The organism is Parasedimentitalea psychrophila (assembly GCF_030285785.1).
GTDB classification, from domain to species: domain Bacteria; phylum Pseudomonadota; class Alphaproteobacteria; order Rhodobacterales; family Rhodobacteraceae; genus Parasedimentitalea; species Parasedimentitalea psychrophila.
On sequence record NZ_CP127247.1, the window covers coordinates 1,593,688 to 1,619,967 of the forward strand.

Consider the following 26,280-nt stretch of genomic DNA (forward strand, 5'->3'; position numbering starts at 1 on the left):
TTAATTGGCGTTCAGGCTGTGGGCCAGGGCATCGGCAGCAGCGACAGCGGCCTGGCGTGTTTTGGCGGCGGTTTCCCAATCCATCAGGACCGTTCGGGCGGTTTCGGGCAGAGCCTGGATTTCAGCCAGGGCATCCTCCAATCGACCAACCGCAATGGCGGCCTCGGCTCGGGACAGAATGGCATCCGGGTCGTCGCCATCCCGTGGCGTGACAGAGCGTGCGCCCAGGTGACGCTGGACATAGGCCAGCAAGCCTCCGCTGTCAGAGCTTTGCGCCCGCGCGGCAGCAAGTGCGGCACGGGCAGCGGGCACAAAATCACTGCTCAGAGAGCTCAGCGTGGCAACACCCAGATCAGCCGGTTCGACCAACTCAACCGGGATCGCAACACCGAGCCCCTCAAGATCGTTCAATACTGACCGATATGCGGTTCCCGCATCCAGACCAGAGCGCAATTGGGCCAGCATCGTCTGCGCGCTTGCAATGCGCACCGCTTCGGCACTGGCGGCATCCAGCGCCTGCGCCTCGGCGACCATTTTCTGGACGTCCTCACGCTGCGCCACCAAGCTGCTCTGCAAATTCGCCAACTCGGCCTCATAAGCGGCCACCGCAGCCGGCGAGGCAGCATCGGTTATCGGTCGTTTTTCCAGTGCCAACACCCGATTTTCAAAAGCTTCCAGCTGCGGCTCAATTTCGGCGATGCGATCCAGAACAGGGCGCATCTGTGACGATAATTTCTGTATCTCAGTGGCGACGAACGCCTCAATCGTTGACAGATCAGGCGTTTTATTGGCGTCGATCTGCGGCTTCAAAGCAGCCAGAACTGCAACAATCTCTGCCTGGCCCTGCTCCAGTTCCGTCAAATCCACTGGAGCGGCTGATTGTAGCCCTGCGGGTAAAACGGAGTTCAGCCACTGACCCTGCCCAGCCACAAAGCCAAAGGACGCCGCAAGGACACCGCCCAACAGGGCCGTGGCAAAGCCACCGCGTTTTACAACTACCCGTTCAACAGTCTCTGCCGGGGTAGAAGATACCAATTCCGGCTCAATCACATCGGTCTCGGTCTCGGTCTCGGTCTCGGTCTCGGTCTCGGTCTCGGTCTCGGAGGAGAGAATGTCTTCTGGCCCAGCATCGTCAACCGGTGCGGAATCGGCAGCTTCAGATGCACTCGCAGTGGTGGCTTCTAAAGTCTCGGCCTGTAGCGGCTCTTCGCTGGGGTCGGCCTCATTCACCAGATCGGAATTCTTCTTGATAGCCACGTCGGCGACCCCCTCGATTCTCAAAATTCTCATACTCGAACCTGCGCGACACTACTGCGCTGTCTTATCGCTCTCAACCCGGATCAGTTGCACCGCGACGTCGTGAACCAACTGCGCCATGGACTGCGCATCCGGTTCACTACATATCCGCAAATCTTTGTATTTCAAGGACTTCACTGGATCTGAGACCGCCTCACTCATTGCAATCAGGTGGATTTTTGCGCCCGCAGGGCACTGGTCGGCAAATTGTCGCGCAGTGCGCGGCGAAAAAAGCGGCACTATTATATCCTGAGATGCGGACATCGCAGATTCCGCCTCGCCAGTCAGAGCAAGCAGCGGTTGATGGTAAATAATTTGTTCACGACAGATCAGCCCTGCCGCAGACAACCGCTCAGCAATACGCCCGCGGGCGTGGCGGCCACGCAGATGCATAAGTGGCTCGCAGGGGCGGCGCTGCAACAAATCTGCAACAAGAGCATCAGCGGTTTTGCCACAGATCTGGGCCCGCCAGCCGGCCTCTGCTGCCTGTTGGCAGGTACGCTGACCAAGGCAGTAGGCCGTTCTGGCGCTGCAATCGGTAATACCAGCCGCCGCTGACACTGCATTGGAAGAGGTGAATATGACCGATTCGCCGCTGTGCAGAGGGATATCCTCGCCCAAGGGCTGCACCGAAATCAGCGGCGCATAGATGACCTGCAACCCAGCCGTCAGCGCGGTCGGCAACATCGCGACAAAGCGTCGTGCCGCGTCATGCGGACGTGTCAGCAACAGACCTGCCATGCCACTCTCCCGGGATTGTTTGCCATTCCCTAAGGTGGTAGCTCCGAGATCACTGTGATGCAACGGCCAGACAATGAAACAAACACTGACAATCCTTGGACTAGAGAGCAGCTGTGATGATACTGCGGCGGCGGTGATCCGGCAGAGTGGCGATGACTTACCGGAAGTGCTGTCCTCGATCGTCTTCGGCCAGAATGAACTGCATAGCGCCTATGGTGGCATAGTTCCGGAAATCGCCGCCCGCGCCCATGCGGAGAAACTGGATGTTTGCGTGCGTGACGCGTTGGACAAATCCGGGCTGACCCTGGCGGATCTCGACGCGATTGCCGTTACCGCCGGGCCGGGTCTGATCGGCGGCGTGATGTCGGGTGTCATGTGCGCCAAGGGCATTGCCGCCGCAACCGGGTTGCCGCTGATCGGTGTCAACCATCTGGCCGGCCATGCGTTGACGCCCAGACTGACGGACGCGATTGCCTATCCCTATCTGATGCTCTTGGTGTCGGGTGGCCACTGTCAGTATCTGATCACCCGCGGACCCGAAGATTTCACCCGGTTAGGTGGCACCATTGATGATGCCCCGGGCGAGGCCTTTGACAAGACCGCGCGGCTGCTTGGGCTGCCCCAGCCCGGCGGGCCAGCGGTGCAGGCCGAGGCCGAAATGGGCAACCCTAAACGGTTCCGGTTCCCACGCCCCATGCTGGATCGCCCCGATTGCAATCTTTCGTTTTCTGGATTGAAAACGGCACTGATGCGCATGCGTGATCAGGTGGCGGCAGAGAGAGGCGGTCTGACCCGTCAGGATCGCGCCGATCTTTGTGCCGGTTTTCAGGCCGCAGTGGTGGATGTACTGGCCGGGAAAACCCGCCGTGCCATTCGCCTGTACCTTGAAGAAAACCCCGCCACGCCCACCGTTGCAGTGGCCGGTGGGGTGGCGGCAAATACCGCCATTCGGGCCGCGTTAGAGTCTGTTTGTGCCGAAATGGGTGCGGTATTTACGGCGCCTCCGCTGCATCTGTGTACTGATAATGCCGCGATGATCGCCTATGCGGGGCTAGAGCGGTTTAAGGCTGGTGCGCGTGATGGACTGGATCTGACCGCCCGGCCGCGCTGGCCGTTGGATCAGACCAGTCCGGCCATGCTGGGCAGTGGACGCAAAGGCGCCAAGGCATGAGTATCTCGGTTCTTGGCTCCGGTGCTTTCGGCACGGCCTTGGCGATTTCTCTGGCTGGCAACGGTCCGGTAACACTATGGGCCCGCGATCCACATCAGGCGAAGGCACTGCAAGCCACGCGGGAAAACGTGAAACGACTGCCCGGAGTGCCACTGCCAAAAGGTCTGTCGATAACAGATAGTATTACGGAGGCGGCGCAGAATCAGACCCTGTTATTGGCCGTTCCGATGCAGAGGCTTCGGTCTTTGCTGAACGACCATTGCGACATTCTGGCCGCAAAAACTCTGGTTGCCTGCTGTAAGGGTATTGAGCTGAACACAGGGCTTGGCCCCATTGCGGTCCTGCGCCAAGCGCTACCCAACGCGCAGCCCGCGCTGCTGACCGGCCCCAGTTTTGCCGCCGACATTGCCCGGGGGTTGCCAACCGCACTGACCCTTGCCTGCCAGGATGCGCGGCTCGGCAAACACTTGCAGCAACAGCTGACAACGAAGAACTTGCGGCTGTATCGAACCACCGACACTATTGGTGCCGAGCAGGGTGGTGCATTGAAAAATGTGATGGCAATTGCCTGCGGAGCGGTGATCGGAGCCGGGCTTGGGGACAGTGCGCGGGCGGCCTTGATGACCCGTGGCTATGCTGAAATGCAGCGCATGGCCTTGGCCTGCGGCGCCCGGCCTGAAACTCTGGCTGGGCTATCCGGGTTTGGCGATCTGACACTAACCTGCAGCTCGGATCTGTCGCGCAACTATCAGCTTGGCCTAGCGATTGGCCGTGGCGAATCCTTTGATCCGACAATAACGGTCGAAGGCGCCGCCACCGCACGGGCCGCCACCGCAAAAGCCGATGAAATGAAAATCGACATGCCAATCACCCAAACAGTAACCAATTTGGTTGGACAGCGCTTGACGATTGCCGATGCAGTGGCTCAATTACTGGCAAGACCATTAAAAGAGGAATAAAATGCTAATTGCTTTGATTGCCCGCGACAAACCCGGCGCCCTGCAGACCCGGTTAGACAATCGCGCAGCCCATCTTGCCTATATCGAAGACACCGGTGCCGTTGCCCAGGCCGGCCCACTGCTGGATCAAGAAGGCAACATGGTTGGCTCGCTTGTCATTCTGGACGTCGAAGACATGGCCGTGGGACAGGCCTGGGCCGACAACGACCCCTATGCCAAGGCCGGATTGTTCGAAACCGTCGATCTGATCACCTGGAAAAAGGTCATCGGCTGATGGCGTATTGGCTGTTCAAATCCGAACCCTCGACCTGGGGCTGGGATGACCAGATTGCCAAGGGCGACAAAGGTGAAGAATGGGATGGCGTGCGCAATTATCAGGCCCGCAACTTTATGCGGCAGATGAAAATCGGCGACCGCGGTTTCTTTTACCATTCTCAAAAGGAAAAATCGGTTGTCGGCATTGTCGAGGTCTGCGCCGAGTCGCATCCGGACAGCACCATTGAGGATGCGCGCTGGGACTGCGTGGATATCAAAGCCCTGCGCGGATTTTCGCAGCCGGTGACGCTGGATCAGATCAAGGCCGATCCACGGCTTGAAGACATGGTTCTGGTTCGGAATTCACGGCTATCGGTGCAACCGGTAACCGAGGCGGAATGGCGGACGATCTGTGCTCTGGGGAATACAGAGGCGGACTGATCTGGCTGGCAGATGTGGTCGACGCAAACATCAGGTCGGTTGGAGATATGTGAAAAAGGGAAGGTCCGATTGCTCAGGACCTTCCCTCTCACCCCGCGTGCTCCCAAGCCACCACACGCGTATGAAAATTTCTGGTTCCTGGCCATCCTGACCGTAATATCTTGATAGACCAGATCAGGTGCTTGCCGCAATCTAATAGCCCGGACAATACCGTTAAAATGCAATACGACCGCCACGAGGGCAGGCGCAGTTTGTTGATAAGAAACGGAAAATCAACCGTAGATTGATCCCTGCTATCAGTTCTGATCCCTCTGCCAAACCGAGCTTCTTCATCAGAAAACTCCCAGTCAGACCAAGCCTGCAGACATAGGATTGTTAAACAAAGGGAATAGCCTAAGTGGGGTCCCCACCGTAGTTTTCCCCAAGGTCAGCATCAATGTCGCCAACACTGGCTTGCTTCCTTCAATGGCATGCGCTCTTTTCACCCATTGAGTGCAAAGCATAAAATCCGTCAAGTCGGAGAGCCAATCAAAGAAAGGGACAGGGATGACTTCATATCTAAAGACGATGCCCAATAGTGAGGGATTTTTTGGGGAATATGGTGGTGCGCAACTGCCTCCGCCACTGGAACCACATTTCACGGAAATCCGTGAAGCCTATGAAAAGATTTCAAAATCTTCCGACTTCATTCGCGACCTGCGCTACATTCGGAAACATTTTCAGGGTCGCCCCACTCCGGTCAGCCACCTTAAGAACCTGTCAGATCTGGCTGGGGGTGCGCAGATTTATGCCAAGCGTGAAGACCTGAACCACACCGGCGCGCATAAGCTCAATCACTGCATGGGCGAAGGTCTTCTGGCCAAATTCATGGGCAAGAAGAAGCTGATGGCAGAAACCGGCGCAGGTCAGCACGGCGTTGCCCTGGCCACAGCAGCCGCCTATTTCGGCATGGAATGCGAGATCCACATGGGCGAGATCGACATCGCCAAGGAAGCGCCAAACGTCACCCGGATGAAGCTATTGGGCGCCAAGGTGGTTCCCGTCGGCTTTGGCGGGCGCTCTCTCAAAGAGGCCGTCGACAGCTGCTTTGAAAGCTATATGTCGCAGGCTGATGACGCCTTGTTTGCCATTGGTTCAGTTGTGGGCCCGCATCCATTTCCAATGATTGTCCGCGACTTTCAGCATGTTATCGGCGTCGAGGCCCGTGAACAGTTTTTGGATATGACCGGAGAACTGCCCGACATTGTAGCCGCCTGCGTAGGCGGCGGATCTAATGCAATGGGCATTTTTTCAGGCTTCATTGATGACGAGGATGTGGCGCTATATGGCGTAGAGCCAATGGGCACCTCATCAAAACTGGGTGAACATGCGGCGACCATCGCCTTTGGTGAAGATGGTGACATACACGGGTTCCGCACCATGGTTCTGAAAGACGCCAATGGCGATCCGGCACCGGTGCACACCGTGGCGTCGGGTTTGGATTACCCTGGTATAGGCCCCGAACATGCGCATCTCTATCGTACCGGCAAGGCCAACTACACCTCTGCCAATGACAAGGAAGCCTTGGATGCCTTCTTTGCCCTGTCGCGTCACGAAGGCATTATTCCCGCGCTAGAGAGCGCCCATGCAATCGCTTTTGCCATGCGCGTAGCCCCAAAGAATCCGGGTAAGTCGATCCTGATCAACCTGTCTGGCCGCGGTGACAAGGACATTGATTACGTCACTGAAACCTTCGGCTTTGGCGACGACAGCTGAACCCATCAAGGTCTTGAATAACAAAACAGCCGGTCAAAAAATTGACCGGCTGTTTCTATTTGTGCGCTGCCTTTACGGCATTCCAAGGGGGTAGCCCTTAGTAGCGGTAATGCTCTGGCTTGAACGGGCCGTCGGCGGAAACGCCGATGTAAGAGGCCTGCTCATTGCTCAGCTTGCTCAGCTTGACGCCGATCCGGTCCAGATGCAGACGGGCAACTTTCTCGTCCAGATGCTTGGGCAGGATATACACGTCGTTGTTATAGTCATCACCCTTGGTCCACAGCTCAATCTGCGCCAGAACCTGGTTGGTGAACGAGGCTGACATCACAAAGGATGGGTGGCCAGTGGCGTTACCAAGGTTCAGCAGACGACCTTCGGACAGTAGGATCAGACGTGCGCCCGAGGGCATTTCGATCATGTCGACCTGGTCTTTGATGTTGGTCCACTTGTGGTTCTTCAGGTTAGCGACCTGAATTTCGTTATCAAAGTGACCGATGTTGCCAACAATCGCCATGTCCTTCATCTCGCGCATGTGCTCGATACGGATCACGTCTTTGTTGCCGGTGGTGGTGATAAAGATGTCGGCGCTAGAGACAACGTCTTCCAGCAGCACAACTTCAAAACCGTCCATTGCGGCCTGCAGGGCGCAGATCGGGTCAACTTCGGTGACTTTCACCCGCGCACCAGCACCGCTCAACGAAGCGGCCGAGCCTTTGCCAACGTCGCCGTAACCACAAACCACGGCAACCTTTCCGGCCATCATGGTGTCGGTGGCGCGGCGAATACCGTCAACCAGCGATTCCTTACAGCCGTATTTGTTGTCGAACTTCGACTTGGTGACGCTGTCGTTCACGTTAATCGCAGGGAATGGCAATTGGCCCAATTTCACCAGTTCATACAGGCGGTGCACACCGGTAGTGGTTTCCTCGGATACACCCTGGATCGCGTCACGCTGCTTGGTGAACCAACCGGGGCTGGACGCCATGCGCTTTTTGATCTGGGCAAAGATGGCTTCTTCTTCTTCCGAAGTCGGCACGTCCAGAAGGCCAGTTTCGCCTGCTTCAACACGCGCACCCAACAGGATGTACAGCGTCGCGTCGCCGCCATCATCGAGGATCAGGTTGCAGGGACCGTCTGTGAATTGGAAGATTTGGTCCTGATAGTCCCAATGCTCAACCAGGGTCTGGCCTTTGACCGCATAGACCGGAATGCCGGCGGCAGCGATTACCGCTGCTGCGTGGTCTTGGGTCGAAAAGATATTGCACGACGCCCAACGCACTTCGGCACCCAGCGCGACCAGCGTTTCAATCAGAACGGCAGTCTGAACAGTCATATGCAGAGAACCGGCAATGCGTGCGCCTGTCAGCGGCTTGCTGTCACCGTATTCGGTGCGCAAGGCCATCAGGCCCGGCATTTCGGTTTCGGCAATGTCCAGTTCCTTGCGGCCAAATTCGGCCAGCGCGATATCCTTGACAAAATAATCTCCGGCCATCGTCGTCTCCAATCCGGTTTCTGATAAGTCAGGGAGGCCCTAACATTGCATTGGTTGACAAGCAACGAAGATGCCCGGATTGAATTTCGGATTTTAAGTCTTGGCGAATTAACTGGCCGAGCCTTTTGGCTTTTTAATCGGGCCGATGTCAAAGTAGTCGGTCCCAACGGCTACGATACAACTGATGCCGTTTGCCTGGGTCATCAGCACCGTAAAGGTCCCGGTTTTTTCCGAGGACCAAATTTCAACCACAGAGTTTTTGGACGGGGCTGTTTGCAGTCCACCTGCGGTCAATTGTTCGGAATATAGGCTTTCCAATTGGTGGATCACATCACCGCGCGCTCCACAGGTGGCGGAAAACGCAGGCGGCGCAGTGGCAGCCATTCCGAAAATGATCGAAACCCCTAACAATCGCTTGAACATGACATGCTCCTTTCGATTCAGGTTCAGCATCCAAAAGGGTCTCCCAGGGCAAGCCTGGTCTCCCTTTCGTGTATATAAGATTAGTGTTTTTGCGGTGTTTTTCAAAACACGAGGCTTCAAAAGCTTGTTTCCGAATGGTGATATTGATGTAAAAACGGGATGTATCTCGATAAAACCGGACCTATGACTGTCCAAAAAAGGAAGCTCAACATGGCCACTCCCCCACGTGCCTGGCAACGGATGCTGTCTGGCCGACGGCTGGACCTTCTGGACCCCACTCCGGTTGATATCGAGATCGACGATATCGCCCATGGGCTGGCATTTGTGGCGCGCTGGAATGGTCAGACCAAGGGCGATTTTGCCTATTCTGTGGCCGAGCATTCCCTGCTTGTTGAAACCCTCTACGGTCGCATCAACCCCAAGGCACCCGCAAAATGGCGGTTGGCGGCGTTGCTGCATGATGCGCCGGAATATGTGATCGGAGACATGATCTCGCCGGTCAAAGCGGCCATTGGCCCGTCCTACGGAGAGCTGGACACCCGCCTGACCGCCGCCATTCACCTTAGATTTGGACTGCCCGCAGCCCTGCCTGTCACAGTAAAGAAACAGATCAAAAAGGCCGACCGCATCAGCGCCTGGATGGAGGCGGTGCAGATCGCTGGCTTTTCGGTGCAAGAAGCCAACAAGCTGTTTGGCAGGCCCAGTGCAGATCTGATTGGCGACCTCGAAATCCAGTTGAGACCGCCCGTCGAGGTGCGCCATTCATATGTTGCACGCTATCACGAACTTTTGGCAGCGCTCTGAATTCGGCCCTAGTTAGAGCCTATTTTGGGCTGCGTTTTGCCAAAATTCGCTGCAATGTCCGGCGATGCATGCTCAACCGTCGCGCGGTTTCCGAGACATTGCGGTCACAGAGTTCATACACCCTTTGGATGTGTTCCCAACGTACCCGGTCAGCGCTCATTGGGTTCTCTGGCGGCGGCGGTAGCGTGTCCGGCTGCGCCAGCAATGCATTTGTGACATCGGTAGCATCGGCTGGTTTGCTCAAATAGTCAGTGGCGCCAATTTTCACCGCCGCCACAGCCGTGGCGATGGCACCGTAGCCGGTCAGCACAACCACCCGACAATCTGGCCGTTTCTCGCGCAGCACCTCGACCACATCCAGCCCGTTGCCGTCTTCAAGCCGCAAATCCACAACCGCATAGGCCGGCGGGCGCGCCGTAGCGACAGCCCGTCCCGCCGCTACAGATCCGGCGGTCTCTACCTCAAACCCACGTTTTTCCATGGCCTTCGCCAGGCGTCGCAAAAATGGTTCGTCGTCATCAACCAGCAGCAACGTCTTGTCAGGTCCAATTTCCTGCGGAGCAGTTTCGGCCATGCTTAGTCCTTTGTGCCAGTATGAGGTGCCCATGAAGCAAGAATATTACCGGGCGGGTGAGAAACGTCAAACAGCTACATCTGGTCCAGAAAACAGCCGATCTTGTCGGCCATCTCTTCGGGCTCCACATCGCGGCGGAAAAACTCGACAAAACCCTGCTCGGGCAGCACCAGGTATGAAAAGGTCGAATGGTCGACAAGATAATATTCATCGTCCGCCGGTTGCGCCTTGAAATAGGTCTTATAGGCCCGGCTGGCCGCTTTCACCTGATCCATTGACCCCGTCAGGCCAATCATCCGCTCATGAAGGTTTTCGGCGAATTCCCCCACGATCTCGGGAGTGTCTCGCCTTGGGTCGATTGAAATGAACACCGGAGTCACGCTTTGCCCCCGCTCCGTCAACACATCGATTGCCTCGGCATTGCGGGCGGTGTCCATCGGACAAACATCAGGACAGAAAGTATAGCCAAAATAGATCAGCGATGGTTCGGTGATCACATCTTTGTCAGTGACGGTCTCGCCTTTGGCGTTCACCAACTCAAAGGGTCCACCAATCTGCGCCGACCCACCGGCAATCTGGCTACTGCGACACTGCGCGAACGGATCAGCCCCTTGTCCGCCCTGCGTCATAACCCAGGCACCACCGACAAGGGCGGCCACAGAAACAGAGGCGAGAATGGCATATAGACGGTTCATGAGATCACACCTTGAGTGATAAGAGATATGTTGATCGTTGCTGGTGTCAGATCTATCAATAATCACAGCCAATGCAACCGGAGCCGAACAACGTGACCGAGTCAAATATTGGCCTGATGAGCGGGCAAGAGCGCAGCCACTGGATCCGCTTGCGCACGTTGATTCTTCTGCGCTGGGTCGCCATCGGAGGCCAGATCTCGGCGATTGCCGTTGCCCAGGGTCTATATGACCTGCAGCTAAACCTGGGCCTGTGCTATTTTGCGATCGGTGTTTCTGTGGTCGGAAATCTGGTGGCAATGTTCATCTTTCCCAAGAACAAACGCCTGTCAGAGTTCGAGAATTTTTTGACCGTACAGTTTGACCTGCTGCAACTGTCCTTTCTGCTGTATCTCACCGGCGGCTTGAACAACCCGTTTGCCTTGCTGGTGCTGGGCCCGGTCACCATCTCGGCCAATATGATGCGGCTGCGATCAACGCTGATCATCGGCGGCACCGCTATCATGCTGGTGACCCTGATGGCCGAATTTCACGTACCTCTGCGCACCGCCCAGGGTTTTATTCTGCGCATTCCAGACGTCTTTGTCTTTGGCAACTGGACCGCCATTATCATCGCCGTTCTGTTTTTGGGGGCCTACTCCTACAAGATCAGCTCGGAAATGCGGTCGATGTCTGATGCTCTGGCCGCCACGCAGCTGGCCCTTTCGCGTGAACAGAAGCTGACCGACCTGGGCGGCGTGATCGCGGCTGCCGCGCATGAATTGGGCACCCCGCTGGCCACCATTAAACTGGCCAGCGCTGAATTGATCGAGGAATTGGAAGATCACCCCGATCTCCGTGCCGACGCCACCTTGATTCGCGAGCAGGCCGATCGCTGCCGCGACATCCTTCGGGATATGGGGCGGGCCGGCAAGGACGACCTGCATCTGCGTCAGGCACCCATTTCCACGGTGATTCTTGAGGCCGCCGAACCGCATATGCATCGCGGAAAATTCATTCATTTTGAGGAAGGCCCGGCCGAAGGTGGCAGTTTTCAGCAGCCAACGATCCTGCGAAAACCAGAAATTATTCATGGGCTGCGCAACCTCGTGCAGAATGCGGTGGATTTTTCCCGCGCCAATGTCTGGGTCGAATCGAGTTGGACCGACACGGCCATAACGCTGCGCATATATGATGACGGCGCCGGCTACCCCTCGCAGATGCTGGGGCGGATTGGCGATCCCTTTGTGCGTCAGGGCCGTATCGACAGTGACCGCAAAACGCGCCCCGAATATGAAGGCATGGGGCTGGGGCTGTTTATTGCCAAAACGTTACTGGAACGCACCGGGGCAAGTTTGCGCTTTGCCAACGGCAGCGATCCCTCCCAAACCATTAGCCTTCATCCCGACCGACCGGGCGCTATTGTCGAAGTGTACTGGCCCCGACAAAAGATAGATGCGATAGAGGGCGAAAATGCGGTTCCTTTGGGTCAAAATCAACCGATCGAAATTTAACTATTCATCTTTAGGCAACCAGTTAAACATCAATTAACTATTATTGAGGCAAGATAGGGTTAACAACTGATCAACTAGGCAGGACAACATGCAGAACATCGTCTCAATCGAATGGCTTGTTTTGGCAACTCTATGTGCAGCTACTGCTGCAGTTGCGGTCTGGTGGCTCTCTCCGACCTCTGGCCAAAGGGGGATGGAACAGGATCTGCTCTCCGGTGATAGCCGGACAGATGCGGTGTTCCTGTTTGATGATGCCAACCTGATCGGCTGGTCGACTGGCGCCCGCAAGATTATTGGCGACAAGGCTGAAGGCTTCAGCTGGACCACCCTGCGGGATCAACTGGCGCGCAGCTATCCAGGTCTGCCTCAATCACCGGGCTTTTTAAAAGATGTCGGGCCACTCATCCTGTCCGGAACAGCGACTGCCGAATCCCACGAAGCGCATTGTGAATGGATCGACGGCATTACCCGTGTTCAACTGCGCCGCAATACCTCTGAAGCCAGGGATAAGACCCTTGACCAGGAATTGACCACGCTGCGTGCGGCGGTGCATCAGGCACCCTATCCGGTCTGGCTGCAATCCGAAGAAGCCGAGGTCACGTGGTCCAACTTGGCTTATGACAATCTCAGCCAGAAATTGCGTGGACGCAACGTCGATTTTGCCGATCCACTGTTTGCCGACCTGTCCGAACCGATGGCCAGCGGCAAGGCCGAGCGGATCTCTATCCCGCTGCCCGATACCAATAAAAAACTGTGGTACAATATCTCAACCACCGAGACCGAGGCGGGTTGGCTCTGTCATGCGGTGGACATCAACGCGGTGGTCGACGCCGAAGTTGCCCAGCGGAATTTTGTGCAAACACTGGCAAAAACCTTTGCCCAGCTGTCTATCGGCCTGGCAATCTTTGACCGCAATCGCCAGCTGGTGCTGTTTAACCCGGTGTTGATCGACCTAACCGCCCTGCCCGCAAATTTCCTCAGCTCACGGCCAAATCTGCTCAGCTTTTTCGACCGTCTTCGCGATCAGCGGATGATGCCAGAGCCGAAGAATTACACCAGCTGGCGCCACCAGATGGCGGACCTTCTCGAGGCTGCCGCAGAGGGCCGCTATCAGGAAACATGGTCGTTGCCATCGGGTTCAGTCTATTCGGTCAGCGGCCGGCCGCACCCTGATGGCGCCGTCGCCTTCCTGTTCGAAGACATTACCGCAGAAATCACCCTGACACGTCAGTTCCGCTCGGAACTGGAAATGGGCCAGTCCATCATGGATCAAATGGAGGAGGCCATTGCCGTGTTTGCAAATGACGGCACCATGACCTTCTCGAACAAGGCCTACCGCGATTTGTGGCGGATGGACCCCGAGGCCAGCTTTGCCAAGGTCTCCGTGGTTGACGCATGCCGTGTCTGGCAGGATATGTGCGCCGCAACCCCGACCTGGGGGGAGTTGCGTGATTTTGTAAACGGCCACGAGAACCGCGAGCAATGGTGGACCCATGTCCAGTTGCGCAGTGGCAAGCCGCTGATTTGCAAAGTTTCTTCTGTGCAAAATGGAGCGACAATGGTGACCTTCCGTGCGCCAGGCCCCTCTGTTGCGCCGAAAGAACAAGAGCGTTTTCGGATCACCCAGCAAGACGGCTAAAACTGCAAACCAGCTTGCAGCGCCTAGCCTGCGGGGCCATTGTGCAGCATGACACTTTGCCACGCGACCCGCTCCCTTTCCTCTCCGCAGGAAACTGCCGATCTGGCCACTCGCATCGCCGCGGCTCTTCGCCCCGGCGATTGCCTTTTGTTAGAAGGCCCTATTGGTGCCGGCAAAACCCATTTTGCCCGACAGCTGATCCAGTCCTTGTTACCCATTTTCGAAGACGTACCATCGCCAACCTTCACTCTGGTGCAGACCTATGATGTGCCCACGGGCGAGTTGTGGCACGCGGACCTATACCGGCTGTCGTCATTGGATGAAGTCGAGGAACTGGGCCTGATCGAGGCCTTTGACACCGCGATCTGCCTGATCGAATGGCCCGACCGACTGGCCGAACTGACCCCGCCACACGCGTTGCACCTGCGGTTTGCGCTGGACATTGATCATGCGGATACCCGTCACCTGACCTTCACCTGGAGTGATGAGAAATGGCACCTCTTACTGGACCGGATAGCCAATGACTGACCGAAACGATCTGGCCGCCGCCTTTCTGGCAACAACCGCCTGGGCCAATGGCAGCCGGAGGGATCTGGCGGGTGATGCCTCGAATCGCCGATATGAGCGGGTGTCTGCCCCGGTCACAGGGCTGCCCGCAGTCCTTATGGATGCCCCCCCCGGCAAGGCTGAGGATGTCGCTGCCTTTGTGCATATTACCAATCACTTGCGTGACGTTGGTTTAAGCGCACCTGAAATACTGGCGGCAGACATCGATCATGGGTTTTTACTGATCGAAGATCTCGGTGACGACCTTTATGCCCGCATCCTGTTGCGCCAGCCCGCGCTTGAAACGCCTCTGTATCAGGCCGCCACTGATGTCTTGGTAAAGCTGCACTCCGCAGCCATGCCGGATCTGGATATCATGAGCCCGCGGGTGATGGCACAATTGGATGAAATTGCATTCACCCATTACCGCGACGGGATACTCGGCGCCCAAGACCCCGATTTGGCAGCCCTATTTGTCGATCAGTTCGAAGATATTCTGCACCACAGCGCCAAGGATGATCCCGTTCTGGTGCAACGGGATTATCATGCCGAGAACTTATTATGGCTACCGGATCGCGACGGCATTGCCCGGGTTGGGCTGCTGGACTACCAGGCAGCTCTGGCTGGTCATCGCGCCTATGACCTGATGTCACTGCTCCAGGATGCCCGCCGCGATGTTCCGATCCACATCGAGCAGCAGATGATTGACCGCTATATCGCCAAAACCGGCGTCGATGGCACAAAATTTCGCACCGCCTATACGGTGCTGGGCCTGCAACGAAACCTGCGCATTCTTGGTGTGTTTGCCCGTCTGTCGCAGGACTATGGCAAGCCGCAATATGTGGATTTGATCCCCCGGGTTTGGGCCCAGATGATCCGCGGGTTGGATCACCCGGCACTGGCCCCTGTGGCCGGGATGATCCGCAACAATCTGCCACCGCCGACACCTGAAAACCTGGACAGGCTGAGACCGTGATGCAAACCCACCCCTCGTCCGTGATGCTGTTTGCGGCCGGCTTTGGCACCCGAATGAAGGCCCTGACCCGGGACTGTCCCAAACCGATGATCAAGGTAGCGGGCCGGCCGCTGATTGATTATGCGCTGGATCTGGCCCGCGAGATTGCACCGGATCACATCGTGGCCAATCTGTTTTACAAGCCCGAACAGCTAAAGGCACATCTGGCACCACTGGGGGTGCTGCTGAGCCATGAAACCCCGGACATTCTGGATACCGGTGGAGGTCTGCGTCATGCCTTGCCGCTATTGGGGGATGCGCCGGTTTTCACCATGAACACGGATGTGATCTGGTCCGGCCCCAACCCACTGAAACTGGCACGCGACGCCTGGGACCCGGATCAAATGGATGCGCTGCTGGTTTGCGTCCCGCTGGCCCGCGCGAGGGGGCGTATCGGGGCCGGCGATTTCACCGCTGACAGCCATGGCCGCATCAGCCGCGGTGGCGATCTGGTCTATGGTGGCGTGCAGATCGTGAAAACCACCGGATTGCTCAAAATCAACAAGACCGTCTTTTCTCTCAATGAACTTTGGAATCAAATGCATGATGCGAGCCGTCTATTTGCCCTGCAATACCCAGGTCACTGGTGTGATGTTGGCTATCCCGAAGGCATTGAAGTGGCCGAAGATTTGTTGAAGTCACATGATGTTTGAACCGTCACCCACCCCCCGCATCTTTGCCCTGCCCTGCGGCACCGATTTTCCCCGCGCCCTTGTCAACGGGTTGACCCAACGCAGCCACGGGCAGCCCCCCGAAGCGCTGGCAAAGGTAGAGCTGATCGTCAACACCCAACGCATGGAACGTCGCATCCGCGGGTTGTTCGATGCCGGCCCGAACCTGCTGCTCCCCCATATATCGCTGCTCAGCGACCTGTCAAAACGCGCAACTCTGCACGGATTGCCCGCTGCCCTGCCGGTGCTGCGACGGCGGCTTGAACTGTCACAACTGGTCGCCAAACTGCTGGACGCAGAGCCCAGCCTGGCAGCAAGATCATCGCTGTATGACCTGTCAGACAGTCTGGCGGCATTGTTTGACGAAATGCAGGGCGAGGGTGTCACCACCGATACCATCCGGGGCCTCGACGTCTCGGATATGTCTGACCACTGGGCGCGGGCGCAGAAATTCATTGGCATTGCCGACGAATTCACCAACACCCACAGCGGTGCGATGGACGTTCAGGCGCGCCAGCGAAAGGTGGTGTTGGACCTGATTGACAGCTGGCAGGAAACCCCGCCGCAACATCCGGTTGTTCTGGCTGGTTCAACCGGCTCACGCGGCACCACCCTTCTCCTGATGCAGGCCATCGCCCGCCTGCCGCAGGGTGCGGTGGTCCTGCCCGGCTATGATTTTGATCTTCCAACCGAGGTCTGGGCGGGTCTCGACGATCCGCTGATTTCAGAAGACCACCCGCAGTTCCGGTTTCACAAACTCATGATTGGCCTAGATCTGACACCAGCTGACATAAAGCCCTGGTGCGATAGCCCCGCCCCTGCACCGGCGCGCAATCGGCTTGTTTCCCTGTCGTTGCGCCCGGCCCCGGTCACCGATGCCTGGATGACTGAGGGCCCCATGCTGCGCGATCTGGACAAGGCCACCAAAAATGTAACGCTGATCGAGGCGCCGAATCCGCGCGGCGAAGCACTGGCGATTGCCCTGCGGCTGCGTCAGGCGGCTGAGGACGGCCAGACCGCGGCGCTGATCACCCCGGACCGGATGCTGAGCCGTCAGGTTTCGGCGGCGCTTGACCGCTGGGATATTCTGCCTGACGACAGTGCCGGCCAGCCATTGCAGCTGTCCCCACCGGGTCGGTTCCTGCGCCATGTGGCTGAATTGTTTTGCAAAGACCTGACCGGCGACAGTCTTTTGACACTGCTAAAGCATCCTCTGACCCATGATGGTGATGCTCGTGGCGATCATTTACGACACTCCCGCGAGTTGGAATTGCAATTGCGCAGCGCCGGCCCTCCGTTTCCCGATGGCGCCTGTTTTGACCAATTTGCCGCCAAACGTGAGCTTCTTGCCGGCTGGAGCACCTGGCTAACGGATCATTTTGCCGATCAGGTGATTGCAACGGAACTGCCGCTGAGCGAATGGGTCTTTTGCCTGCGCGATCTGTCCGAAGCCATTGCCAGCGGCAGCCAAACCAACGGCGCCGGCAATCTTTGGGATAAAAAGGCCGGCCGCGAGGCTCTTAAGGTCATGCAGGAACTGGCCGCCGAAGCCCACCACGGCGGCGATATGACCGCCCGTGATTTTGCCGATTTGCTGGGCGCGCTCCTGTCACAGGGCGAAGTCCGAGACCGCGACGCGCCGCATGGAAAGATCATGATTTGGGGCACGCTCGAGGCCCGCGTGCAGGGTGCGGATCTGGTGATTTTGGGCGGATTGAACGAGGCCAGCTGGCCCGAGTCCGCCAAACCTGACCCCTGGCTGAACCGTCAATTGCGCAATCAGGCCGGGCTACTGCTGCCCGAGCGCCGGATCGGGCTGTCCGCACATGATTTCCAACAGGCCATCGCCGCCCCCGAGGTTTGGCTCAGCCGTGCCATACGGTCCGACGATTCCGACACAGTTGCCTCGCGTTGGCTGAACCGGCTGTGCAACCTGCTGGATGGATTGCCGGATCAAAACGGGCCAAACGTCTTGCAGGCCATGCGCGATCGCGGCCAGACATGGCTCGACTGGGCTGTTGCCCTTGAGACACCGACAAAGACATCCCCAGCCACCCGTCCATCGCCACGGCCGCCGGTACCTGCTCGTCCGCGCCGGTTGACCATCACCGAAATACCTCGTTTGATCCGCGACCCCTATGCGATCTACGCCAAACATGTGCTGCGGCTAAGGGTGCTTAACCCGCTGGTTCGGGTCCCCGACGCATTGCTGCGTGGTATCGTGGTACACGAGGTGTTTGAGCATTTCATCAAGGAAACACTGGATGATCCCAGCCTGCTGACCCGCGAGCATCTGCTGCAGAAATCCCGTGAACTGCTGGAACAGCACGTGCCCTGGCCGGTGGCGCGTTGCCTGTGGTTATCACGGGTGAACCGGATATCCGGGGATTTCATCCAGGCAGAACAGACCCGCCGCCTGAGCTCTCACCCGATCGCCTTTGAAGCCAAGGGCGAGGCCCGGTTGGAGCCGCTTGATTTCACCATTGCCTGCCGCGCCGATCGCATAGATCAGGATGACCGCGGCTTTCTGCATCTCTACGACTACAAAACCGGTGCGCCGCCCTCTGAAACCCAACAGTTGAAGTTCGAAAAACAATTGCTGATCGAGGTGGCAATGGCCGAGGAAGGCGCCTTTGAGGATATCGGCCCCAGGGAAGTATCCCGTGCCATGTTCATCGGGTTGGGCACCACAATGAAGGAAGTCCGCGCGCCGATCGACAAAGAGCCCCCGGCCAAGGTTTGGCAGGACCTGCGCGAGCTCATCGGGGCCTATTTCGAGCCTAACCAAGGGTTTTCGAGCCGTCGAATGCTGCATCTGGACACCGAACTGGGCGATTATGATCACCTTGCACGGTTCGGAGAATGGGACCGCAGCGCCACACCAGAACCTGAGGATCTGACATGAACATGCGCGACGCCGCATCCGAAGCGCAGTACCGCGCTGCCCGTCCGGATGCTTCGACCTGGCTGGCCGCCAATGCGGGGTCCGGTAAAACCAAGGTACTGACCGACCGGGTGGCACGATTGCTGCTGCGCGGGGTTCAGCCGCAGCATATTCTGTGCCTGACCTATACCAAAGCAGCCGCCAGCGAGATGCAGAACCGTCTGTTCAAACGCCTGGGCGAATGGGCAATGTTGCAGGATGCCCAGCTGATTGCCGCATTGACAGAACTTGGCGCCGAAGAGGCCATCTCAGCCGAGGGGTTATCACAGGCGCGGACTCTATTTGCCCGTGCATTAGAGACCCCCGGCGGGCTGAAGATCCAGACCATCCATTCGTTCTGCTCGTCCCTATTGCGTCGCTTCCCGCTGGAGGCTGGCGTCAGCCCACAGTTTTCTGAAATGGAAGACCGCGCTGCAACCCTGTTGCGGGCGGAAATCGCCGAGGATTTTGCCAAAGGTGACCAGGCCCATTTGGTCGAGGCGCTGGCACGGCATGTCACCGACAGTGACTTTGACGCTCTTACCACCGCGATCAGTCATCGCCGGGCCGGCTTTGAAACTCCGACAGACTGGGCCGATTTGCTGCAGCTGTTTGATCTGCCGGATGCCTTTGACGAAACCGCGCTGAAAGCCCTGGTTTTCCTTGGTGGCGAAGAGCAGCTGATAGCGCGCACCCGCGACATGCTTGCCACCGGTGGCACCAATGATCAGAAGGCGGCGCTGAAACTGGCGGCAATCACCCAACCCACCCTGTCGGATCTTCCAGCACTGGAAAGCGTGTTGCTGACAGGGGCCAGCGCCAAAGAGCCGTTCAGCGCCAAGGTTGGGTCTTTCCCCACCAAAAAACTGCGCGGATCACATGCCTCACTGATGGACCATCTGGAGCCCTTGATGTTGCGGATCGAGGATGCGCGGGCCAAGCGGCTGGGGCTTATGGCGGCGCGAAAATCGCACGACCTGCATCAGTTTGCCGCTGCCTTTGTCCCTGAATACAGCCGTCGCAAACAACTGCGTGGCTGGCTTGATTTTGACGATCTGATCCTGAAGGCGCGGCAACTGCTGAACGACCCCGCCGTCGCAGCCTGGGTGCTGTACCGTCTGGACGGCGGTATCGACCATATTCTGGTCGACGAAGCGCAGGACACCAGCCCGGTGCAATGGGATGTGATCGAAAAGCTGGCACAGGAATTCACCTCGGGCGAGGGTGCGAGATCGGATGTGGAACGCACCATTTTTGTGGTCGGCGATAAGAAACAGTCGATTTATTCGTTTCAGGGGGCCGATCCAGATGCCTTTGACCGGATGCGGGCCGAGTTTGGCAGCCGTTTGCGCGACACCGGAACCGAATTGCAGGATGCCTCGCTCGATTTTTCTTTCCGCTCATCAGCGGCGATTCTGGGGCTGGTTGATCTGGTGTTTCAGGACATGCCCCGGGCCGGTTTTCACAAGGAATCACTGCACCGCGCCTTTAAATCCGACCTTCCGGGGCGGGTTGATCTTTGGCCGGTGGTGGAAAAGGTCGATGACAAGGACGAGCGCGACTGGACCGACCCGATGGACCGGCCCGGGACCCGCCATCACAATGTCATTCTGGCCGAACGCATTGCTTTGTCTATCAAGCAGATGATCGACGATGAGGTGACCATCCCCGAAGATGGCGCAACCCGTGGAACATTCATCCGCCGCCCGGTCCATGCCGGCGATTTTCTGATTTTGGTGCAACGACGCTCGGATCTTTTTTCCGAAATCATCCGCGCCTGCAAGGCTGCCCACCTGCCCATCGCCGGCGCTGACCGGCTCAAAGTTGGAGCTGAACTGGCGGTCAAGGATCTGGCAGCGCTGCTGTCTTTCCTCGCCACGCCAGAGGATTCACTGTCGCTGGCCTGTGCGTTGAAATCACCCATTTTCGGCTGGTCCGAGCAAATGCTGTTCGATCTGGCCCATCGCCGCACTTCCAAATACCTGTGGACAGCCCTGCGCGATCGCGCAGCGGATTTCCCGGACACCATGGAAATTATCGACGACCTTCGCAACCAGACCGATTTCCTGCGCCCCTTTGACCTGATCGAGCGCATTTTGACCCGCCACAATGGCCGCAAGAATCTACTGGGCCGATTGGGCCCCGAGGCCGAAGACGGTATCAACGCCCTGTTGTCGCAGGCGCTGGCCTATGAGCGCACCGATATCCCCAGCCTGACCGGGTTTCTGGTCTGGATGCAAACTGATGATCTGGAAATCAAACGGCAGATGGGCGCAGCCGGCAGCATGATCCGGGTGATGTCCGTGCATGGCTCCAAGGGTTTGGAATCGCCCATTGTGATCCTGCCCGACACCGCCAAGCGACGGGCTCCACGCGATAGCGAAATCATGCTGGCGGATGGCACGCCTATTTGGAAAATCCCCACCGCGCAAATGCCGGCTGCGATGCTCGCCTCGCGAGAGGCGGCGCAGGAAAAACAACAGAATGAACGATTGCGCCTGCTCTATGTTGCGCTGACACGGGCCGAGAAATGGCTGATTGTGGCCGCTGCCGGCGATCTCTCGAAAGAGGGCGATAGCTGGTATCAGATGGTGCAAACCTCTCTGGGTGACGCCGGCGCGGTGACGCTGGACACCGCAGGTGGTCCGGGACTGCGGCTGGAGCACGGCGATTGGGATGACCTGGAGTTCAAGCAGCTTGAGCGAACCAAACGGGACATACCCGCGCTGCCACAGGTGTTCTCAGTTGCTGCAGCCCCCTATCAGCCGCCGCCCGCTACCCTTAGCCCATCGGATTTGGGCGGAGCCAAGGCCTTGCCCGGGGATCAGGGGTTGGACGAAGAGCAGGCCAAGGCCCGTGGATCGCGCTTGCATCTGTTGCTGGAACATCTGCCTGCCGTGCCGTCGGAAAACCGGGCACAGATCACCCAGAACCTGCTGCGGGACTGCGAAGATCAGGCTGAGCTGCTGGCAGAGGCGACAGCGGTGATCCAGAACCCTGATATGGCGGCGATCTTCGCCCCAGACACCCTGGCCGAGGTCTCGGTCACTGCGCAGCTGAACAGCGAGCGCCTGCACGGCATAATCGACCGGTTGATTGTAGCGCCCGACAGGGTCATCGCGGTGGATTTCAAATCGAATGCCACGGTTCCCAAAAATCCTGCGCAATGCCCCGAGGGGGTGCTGCGGCAAATGGGCGCCTATGCCCATGCTCTGACGCAGATCTATCCCGACCGTCAGGTTGAAACCGCGATTGTCTGGACCCGCACCGCCACCCTGATGCCGCTACCACACGATCTTGTGTCAGTGGCATTAATGCGACGTCTGATACCTTGACGATCCGCCACGCCATTCCTAGGTTCCAACTCCAGTTGCCACACACTCATGGAGACATGCATATGTCCACCGTAGCCGTCACCGACGACACATTCGAAGCCGAAGTCACAAATTCCAAAATCCCCGTAGTGGTGGATTTCTGGGCCGAATGGTGCGGACCCTGCAAGCAAATCGGCCCCGCTCTCGAAGAGCTGGCCGCCGAATATGGCGACAAAGTCAAAATTGCCAAGATCGACCTCGACAGCAACCCAAATGTTGCCGCGGCTATGGGCGTGCGCAGCATCCCAGCGCTGTTTTTGTTCAAAGATGGTCAAGTGATCTCAAACCGGTCGGGCGCTGCCCCCAAATCTGCGCTGCAAAGCTGGATCAACGAAGCTCTGTAATCGCATCATATCAATAAGTTACACAAGGGCGTCCCAATCGGGGCGCCCTTTTTGCGGTCGGCATTCCGAAACCACCAATCCCGCCATGCATCAGACAAAGAAAAAGCCGCCCTGGGAGGAGCGGCGGCTTTAACTTTTCGACTATTGTCGGCGATCAGAACAGATCAGCGCGGGTCAGGCCGATGTCCTGCAGCTGGTCACTGCTCAGGCGCGACAGCAATTTGCGTGTGACACGCGCTTCGTTCCAGGCAAATGCAGAGTTTTTCAACTCAAGAATACTATCTACGACACGAAGAGTGGCGACTGCTCCCAGAGGAGCTTGGGTGTTTGCGGCTACATATGCCATGGTACGCTTCCTTTGATCTACCAGCCGACACTGTGTCGGTTGTTGACCCTCATGTAAGACCGCAGACCGAGTCTCACAATTGCCAGTTCAACAGCCCTGCAATGCGCACAGTGCATAGCAAGTTAGCCCTATGTGAACCGTTGCCTCTGCAGGTTTTGCCCCCCATATACATAGGGCAATCAATTGGAGGCATTCATGGCAAACGATCAGTTCCCCGGCTGGCACGGCACCACAATTATCGGCGTCAAAAAAGGTGGTGAAGTTGTGATTGCCGGTGACGGACAAGTGTCCTTGGGTCAGACTGTGATCAAAGGCACCGCGCGCAAGGTGCGCCGCTTATCCCCCGGCGGCTACGATGTTGTGGCCGGCTTTGCCGGCTCCACCGCCGATGCCTTTACGTTGCTGGAACGGCTGGAGGCCAAGCTAGAGGCAATGCCCGGCCAACTGGCCCGCGCCAGTGTTGAATTGGCCAAGGACTGGCGTACCGATAAATATCTGCAAAAGCTGGAGGCGATGCTGATTGTCACCGATGGGACAGATCTGCTGGTGATCACCGGTGCCGGCGATGTGCTGGCGCCCGAGCATGAGGTTGCAGCCATTGGCTCTGGCGGTAATTTTGCCCTGGCTGCGGCAAGGGCGATGATGGACAGTGATAGATCCGCCGAACAGGTGGCCCGCGACGCGATGGCCATTGCGGCTGATATCTGTGTCTACACCAATGGCAGGCTCACTGTCGAAACCATCACCACATAAGAATTTTCTAAAATTCTTAGGAAAATTCTTCCTTAGAATTTTGGCGGCCCGAAAGGATGGATTATGACAGACCTAACCCCCCGCGAGATCGTTTCCGAACTGGATCGGTTCATTATCGGCCAAAACGACGCCAAACGTGCTGTTGCCGTGGCGCTGCGCAATCGGTGGCGCCGCAAGCAATTGTCGGATGACCTACGGGACGAGGTTTACCCCAAGAATATCCTGATGATCGGCCCCACCGGTGTTGGCAAAACTGAAATCTCCCGACGGCTGGCAAAACTGGCCCGCGCACCGTTTATCAAAGTCGAAGCAACTAAGTTTACCGAAGTTGGTTACGTGGGGCGCGACGTGGAGCAGATTATCCGCGATCTGGCAGATTCCGCCATTTTACAAACCCGCGAGCTGATGCGCGAGGACGTCAAGGCCAAGGCGCATCAGGCCGCCGAGGAACGGGTGCTTGCGGCTCTTGTTGGCGACGAAGCCCGCGAATCCACCCGCGATATGTTCCGCAAGAAGCTGAAATCGGGGGAGCTGGATGACACCATTATCGAGCTGGATCTGGCCGATACATCCAATCCAATGAGCGCATTTGAGGTTCCGGGCCAACCGGGATCAAACATGGGCATGATGAACCTTGGGGATCTGTTCGGCAAAGCAATGGGCGGCCGCAGTATCCGCCGCAAAACAAGTGTTGCCGAAAGCTATGAGATTCTGATCGGTGAAGAGGCCGACAAACTGTTGGATGATGAGACAGTCACCCGTACCGCGTTAGAGTCCGTTGAGCAGAACGGTATCGTGTTCCTGGACGAGATCGACAAGGTTTGCACCCGCTCGGATGCACGCGGTGGCGATGTCAGCCGCGAAGGGGTGCAGCGCGATCTGCTGCCGCTGATCGAAGGCACCACCGTGTCCACCAAACATGGACCGATCAAGACCGACCATATCCTGTTCATCGCATCGGGTGCGTTTCACACTGCCAAACCGTCGGATTTGCTGCCCGAATTGCAAGGCCGGCTGCCGATCCGGGTTGAGCTGCGGGCACTGACCGAAGAGGATTTTGTCCGTATTCTAACCGAAACAGACAATGCGCTGACCCTGCAATATACCGCCCTGATGGGCACTGAAGAGGTCATTGTCAGTTTCACCGATGATGGCATCGCAGCACTGGCCAAGATCGCGGCCGAGGTGAACCAGTCGGTCGAAAATATCGGCGCGCGCCGGCTGTACACAGTGATGGAACGGGTGTTCGAAGAACTCTCCTTCACGGCGCCAGATCGCGGTGGCGAAGAGATCGTCGTGGATGCCGGTTTTGTTGACAAGAATCTTGGGGCGCTGACAAAATCTGCCGATATCAGCCGATATATGCTGTAACTAAGGCTCTGGATTGATGCCTCTGGACATTCCCGGAGGCATCGATAGCCTGTCGTAAATATCGAGTGGCAGAGTTTCTATGGGTGTATTAATTCGATCGGCTTTTGCGATTGCCTTGGTTTTTATGGCGTCTTGCATTGACCGCAGCTTCACCCCGGTTATGCCCGAGGCACTGGAGGTTGGCACTCCCAAAACCATTTTTGTCGCGACAATCCGCGAACCCGTGCCAAATGGCAGTTTTGGTCCCGGACGATCTGATCAATACAGCCTGCTGGAACTCACCGTATCAATCCCACCAAACCGCCAAACCGGGCAACTTAGTTTTGCCTATGCCAAACCAGATCCGGAAACCCAGTTTACCATGGCCGGGCGGCGGGTATTTGACGACCAGTCCGGTTTTTACACGCGGATAAAGGCAGAAATGGCCAAGCTGCCCCGTGACCAGCGTGAAATTACCGTGTTTGTGCATGGCTTCAATTCCACCCAGGCCGAAACCGCCTTTCGTGCTGCCCAACTGGCACAGGATATCCAGCTGCCGGGTGCCACAATGATTTATTCCTGGCCTAGCCAGGGCAATCCACTGGGCTATGCCTATGATGGAGACAGCGTTCTGTTTGCCCGCGATGGGCTGGAACGGATGTTACGCCAAATCCGCTCTGCTGATGTGGGTCGGGTGGCCTTGGTTGCCCATTCCATGGGCTCACAACTGGTGATGGAAACCCTGCGACAAATCGAAATACAAACCCCCGGCTGGTCGGCTGCCAATCTGAACGGAGTGGTGTTGATATCGCCAGATCTGGATGTCGAAGTGTTTCGCAGTCAAATGAACCGCATCGCCGAGGTGCCGCAGCCTTTTGTTGTTTTTGTCTCCAGCAAAGACAGGCTGCTTAATATCTCCGGACGGCTACGTGGAAATCACAACAGTGTAAGACTGGGCAGCCTGACCTCACTGGAGGCGGTGGCCGGTTTACCGATCAATATTATCGACACCACGGCATTTTCGGATGATGCGGTGTCGTCCCATCTGGTGGCGGGCACATCACCGGCGCTCATTGCAATACTGAAATCGGCCCGAAAAACAGCGAATGCCTTTGGTCGCGATGCTGTATTTCTTGCGAACTTATTGCCAGGGCAAGTGATCAACGCAGATGGGGCAACTCAGGTCAGCCTGCGCAATACGGGTTCAGACGAAAGATAAAACC

The 26,280-nt window shown here is 57.4% G+C and carries 24 protein-coding genes; 17 read left to right on the forward strand and 7 right to left on the reverse strand.

Annotated features, from left to right (window positions below):
- A complete protein-coding gene (locus QPJ95_RS07685; protein ID WP_270917226.1) occupies positions 1-1,290 on the reverse strand; it encodes a COG4223 family protein in 1,290 nt (429 codons plus the stop codon).
- Between the two features lie 18 nt (positions 1,291-1,308).
- Complete coding sequence (locus QPJ95_RS07690) at positions 1,309-2,037, reverse strand: uroporphyrinogen-III synthase (protein ID WP_270917227.1); 729 nt, start codon at positions 2,035-2,037, stop codon at positions 1,309-1,311.
- 73 nt (positions 2,038-2,110) lie between these two features.
- Here QPJ95_RS07690 and tsaD point away from each other — a divergent pair, with 73 nt between their 5' ends.
- The 5 genes from tsaD (at position 2,111) to trpB (ending at position 6,618) form a co-directional block, all read left to right on the forward strand.
- Positions 2,111-3,208, forward strand: coding sequence for a tRNA (adenosine(37)-N6)-threonylcarbamoyltransferase complex transferase subunit TsaD (tsaD, locus tag QPJ95_RS07695; protein WP_270917228.1), 1,098 nt, complete (start codon positions 2,111-2,113; stop codon positions 3,206-3,208).
- Positions 3,205-4,167, forward strand: coding sequence for an NAD(P)H-dependent glycerol-3-phosphate dehydrogenase (locus QPJ95_RS07700; RefSeq protein ID WP_270917229.1), 963 nt, complete (start codon positions 3,205-3,207; stop codon positions 4,165-4,167). Before tsaD ends, QPJ95_RS07700 begins: the two co-directional genes overlap by 4 nt.
- Position 4,168: 1 nt before the next feature.
- Positions 4,169-4,441, forward strand: coding sequence for a YciI family protein (locus QPJ95_RS07705; protein WP_270917230.1), 273 nt, complete (start codon positions 4,169-4,171; stop codon positions 4,439-4,441).
- A complete protein-coding gene (locus QPJ95_RS07710; RefSeq protein ID WP_270917231.1) occupies positions 4,441-4,863 on the forward strand; it encodes an EVE domain-containing protein in 423 nt (140 codons plus the stop codon). Before QPJ95_RS07705 ends, QPJ95_RS07710 begins: the two co-directional genes overlap by 1 nt.
- Positions 4,864-5,409: 546 nt before the next feature.
- Entirely contained in the window at positions 5,410-6,618 is a 1,209-nt protein-coding gene (trpB, locus tag QPJ95_RS07715) for a tryptophan synthase subunit beta (RefSeq protein WP_270917232.1), read from the forward strand.
- 97 nt (positions 6,619-6,715) lie between these two features.
- Here trpB and ahcY read toward each other — a convergent pair whose 3' ends face one another.
- Both ahcY and QPJ95_RS07725 read right to left on the reverse strand, forming a co-directional pair.
- Complete coding sequence (gene ahcY / locus QPJ95_RS07720; protein ID WP_270917233.1) at positions 6,716-8,110, reverse strand: adenosylhomocysteinase; 1,395 nt, start codon at positions 8,108-8,110, stop codon at positions 6,716-6,718.
- Between the two features lie 108 nt (positions 8,111-8,218).
- On the reverse strand, positions 8,219-8,533 hold the full coding sequence (locus QPJ95_RS07725; RefSeq protein ID WP_270917234.1) for a hypothetical protein: 315 nt from the start codon (positions 8,531-8,533) through the stop codon (positions 8,219-8,221).
- A 210-nt stretch (positions 8,534-8,743) separates the two neighbouring features.
- On the opposite strand from QPJ95_RS07725, the gene QPJ95_RS07730 reads away from it, so the two are divergent.
- On the forward strand, positions 8,744-9,337 hold the full coding sequence (locus QPJ95_RS07730) for an HD family hydrolase (RefSeq protein ID WP_270917235.1): 594 nt from the start codon (positions 8,744-8,746) through the stop codon (positions 9,335-9,337).
- Positions 9,338-9,356: 19 nt separating this feature from the next.
- Here the strand turns inward: QPJ95_RS07730 and QPJ95_RS07735 are convergent, their stop codons facing one another.
- Together QPJ95_RS07735 and QPJ95_RS07740 are read right to left on the reverse strand one after the other, a co-directional pair.
- Positions 9,357-9,911 (reverse strand): ActR/PrrA/RegA family redox response regulator transcription factor, encoded by a 555-nt coding sequence (locus QPJ95_RS07735; protein WP_270917236.1) that lies wholly within the window; start codon positions 9,909-9,911, stop codon positions 9,357-9,359.
- Positions 9,912-9,985: 74 nt separating this feature from the next.
- Complete coding sequence (locus tag QPJ95_RS07740; RefSeq protein WP_270917237.1) at positions 9,986-10,606, reverse strand: SCO family protein; 621 nt, start codon at positions 10,604-10,606, stop codon at positions 9,986-9,988.
- A 71-nt stretch (positions 10,607-10,677) separates the two neighbouring features.
- Here QPJ95_RS07740 and regB point away from each other — a divergent pair, with 71 nt between their 5' ends.
- The 8 genes from regB (at position 10,678) to trxA (ending at position 22,608) form a co-directional block, all read left to right on the forward strand.
- Positions 10,678-12,096: a sensor histidine kinase RegB gene (gene regB / locus QPJ95_RS07745; RefSeq protein WP_390923460.1), complete on the forward strand. Its 1,419-nt coding sequence runs from the start codon at positions 10,678-10,680 to the stop codon at positions 12,094-12,096.
- A gap of 88 nt (positions 12,097-12,184) precedes the next feature.
- On the forward strand, positions 12,185-13,735 hold the full coding sequence (locus QPJ95_RS07750; RefSeq protein ID WP_270917239.1) for a PAS-domain containing protein: 1,551 nt from the start codon (positions 12,185-12,187) through the stop codon (positions 13,733-13,735).
- Positions 13,736-13,783: 48 nt separating this feature from the next.
- On the forward strand, positions 13,784-14,263 hold the full coding sequence (gene tsaE, locus QPJ95_RS07755) for a tRNA (adenosine(37)-N6)-threonylcarbamoyltransferase complex ATPase subunit type 1 TsaE (protein ID WP_270917240.1): 480 nt from the start codon (positions 13,784-13,786) through the stop codon (positions 14,261-14,263).
- Positions 14,256-15,257 carry an aminoglycoside phosphotransferase family protein gene (locus QPJ95_RS07760; RefSeq protein WP_270917241.1) on the forward strand — a complete coding sequence of 334 codons (1,002 nt, stop codon included), beginning with the start codon at positions 14,256-14,258 and terminating at the stop codon, positions 15,255-15,257. Before tsaE ends, QPJ95_RS07760 begins: the two co-directional genes overlap by 8 nt.
- On the forward strand, positions 15,257-15,949 hold the full coding sequence (locus tag QPJ95_RS07765; protein ID WP_270917242.1) for a nucleotidyltransferase family protein: 693 nt from the start codon (positions 15,257-15,259) through the stop codon (positions 15,947-15,949). Before QPJ95_RS07760 ends, QPJ95_RS07765 begins: the two co-directional genes overlap by 1 nt.
- Positions 15,939-18,872 carry a double-strand break repair protein AddB gene (addB, locus tag QPJ95_RS07770; protein ID WP_270917243.1) on the forward strand — a complete coding sequence of 978 codons (2,934 nt, stop codon included), beginning with the start codon at positions 15,939-15,941 and terminating at the stop codon, positions 18,870-18,872. The genes QPJ95_RS07765 and addB overlap by 11 nt, the downstream gene beginning before the upstream one ends.
- Positions 18,869-22,225, forward strand: coding sequence for a double-strand break repair helicase AddA (gene addA, locus QPJ95_RS07775; protein ID WP_270917244.1), 3,357 nt, complete (start codon positions 18,869-18,871; stop codon positions 22,223-22,225). Before addB ends, addA begins: the two co-directional genes overlap by 4 nt.
- Positions 22,226-22,287: 62 nt before the next feature.
- The gene (gene trxA, locus QPJ95_RS07780; protein WP_270917245.1) at positions 22,288-22,608 is read left to right on the forward strand and encodes a thioredoxin; all 321 of its coding nucleotides are present in this window, start codon (positions 22,288-22,290) and stop codon (positions 22,606-22,608) included.
- A 154-nt stretch (positions 22,609-22,762) separates the two neighbouring features.
- Here the strand turns inward: trxA and QPJ95_RS07785 are convergent, their stop codons facing one another.
- Positions 22,763-22,954 (reverse strand): DUF1127 domain-containing protein, encoded by a 192-nt coding sequence (locus tag QPJ95_RS07785; protein ID WP_270917246.1) that lies wholly within the window; start codon positions 22,952-22,954, stop codon positions 22,763-22,765.
- Positions 22,955-23,149: 195 nt separating this feature from the next.
- Here QPJ95_RS07785 and hslV point away from each other — a divergent pair, with 195 nt between their 5' ends.
- The 3 genes from hslV to QPJ95_RS07800 all read left to right on the forward strand — a co-directional run bounded on the left by hslV (position 23,150) and on the right by QPJ95_RS07800 (position 26,276).
- Positions 23,150-23,707: an ATP-dependent protease subunit HslV gene (gene hslV / locus QPJ95_RS07790; protein ID WP_270917247.1), complete on the forward strand. Its 558-nt coding sequence runs from the start codon at positions 23,150-23,152 to the stop codon at positions 23,705-23,707.
- Between the two features lie 63 nt (positions 23,708-23,770).
- Positions 23,771-25,078 (forward strand): ATP-dependent protease ATPase subunit HslU, encoded by a 1,308-nt coding sequence (gene hslU, locus QPJ95_RS07795; protein ID WP_270917248.1) that lies wholly within the window; start codon positions 23,771-23,773, stop codon positions 25,076-25,078.
- A 79-nt stretch (positions 25,079-25,157) separates the two neighbouring features.
- Positions 25,158-26,276, forward strand: a complete 1,119-nt coding sequence (locus tag QPJ95_RS07800) for an alpha/beta hydrolase (protein ID WP_270917249.1) — start codon at positions 25,158-25,160, stop codon at positions 26,274-26,276.
- Positions 26,277-26,280: the final 4 nt, after the last annotated feature.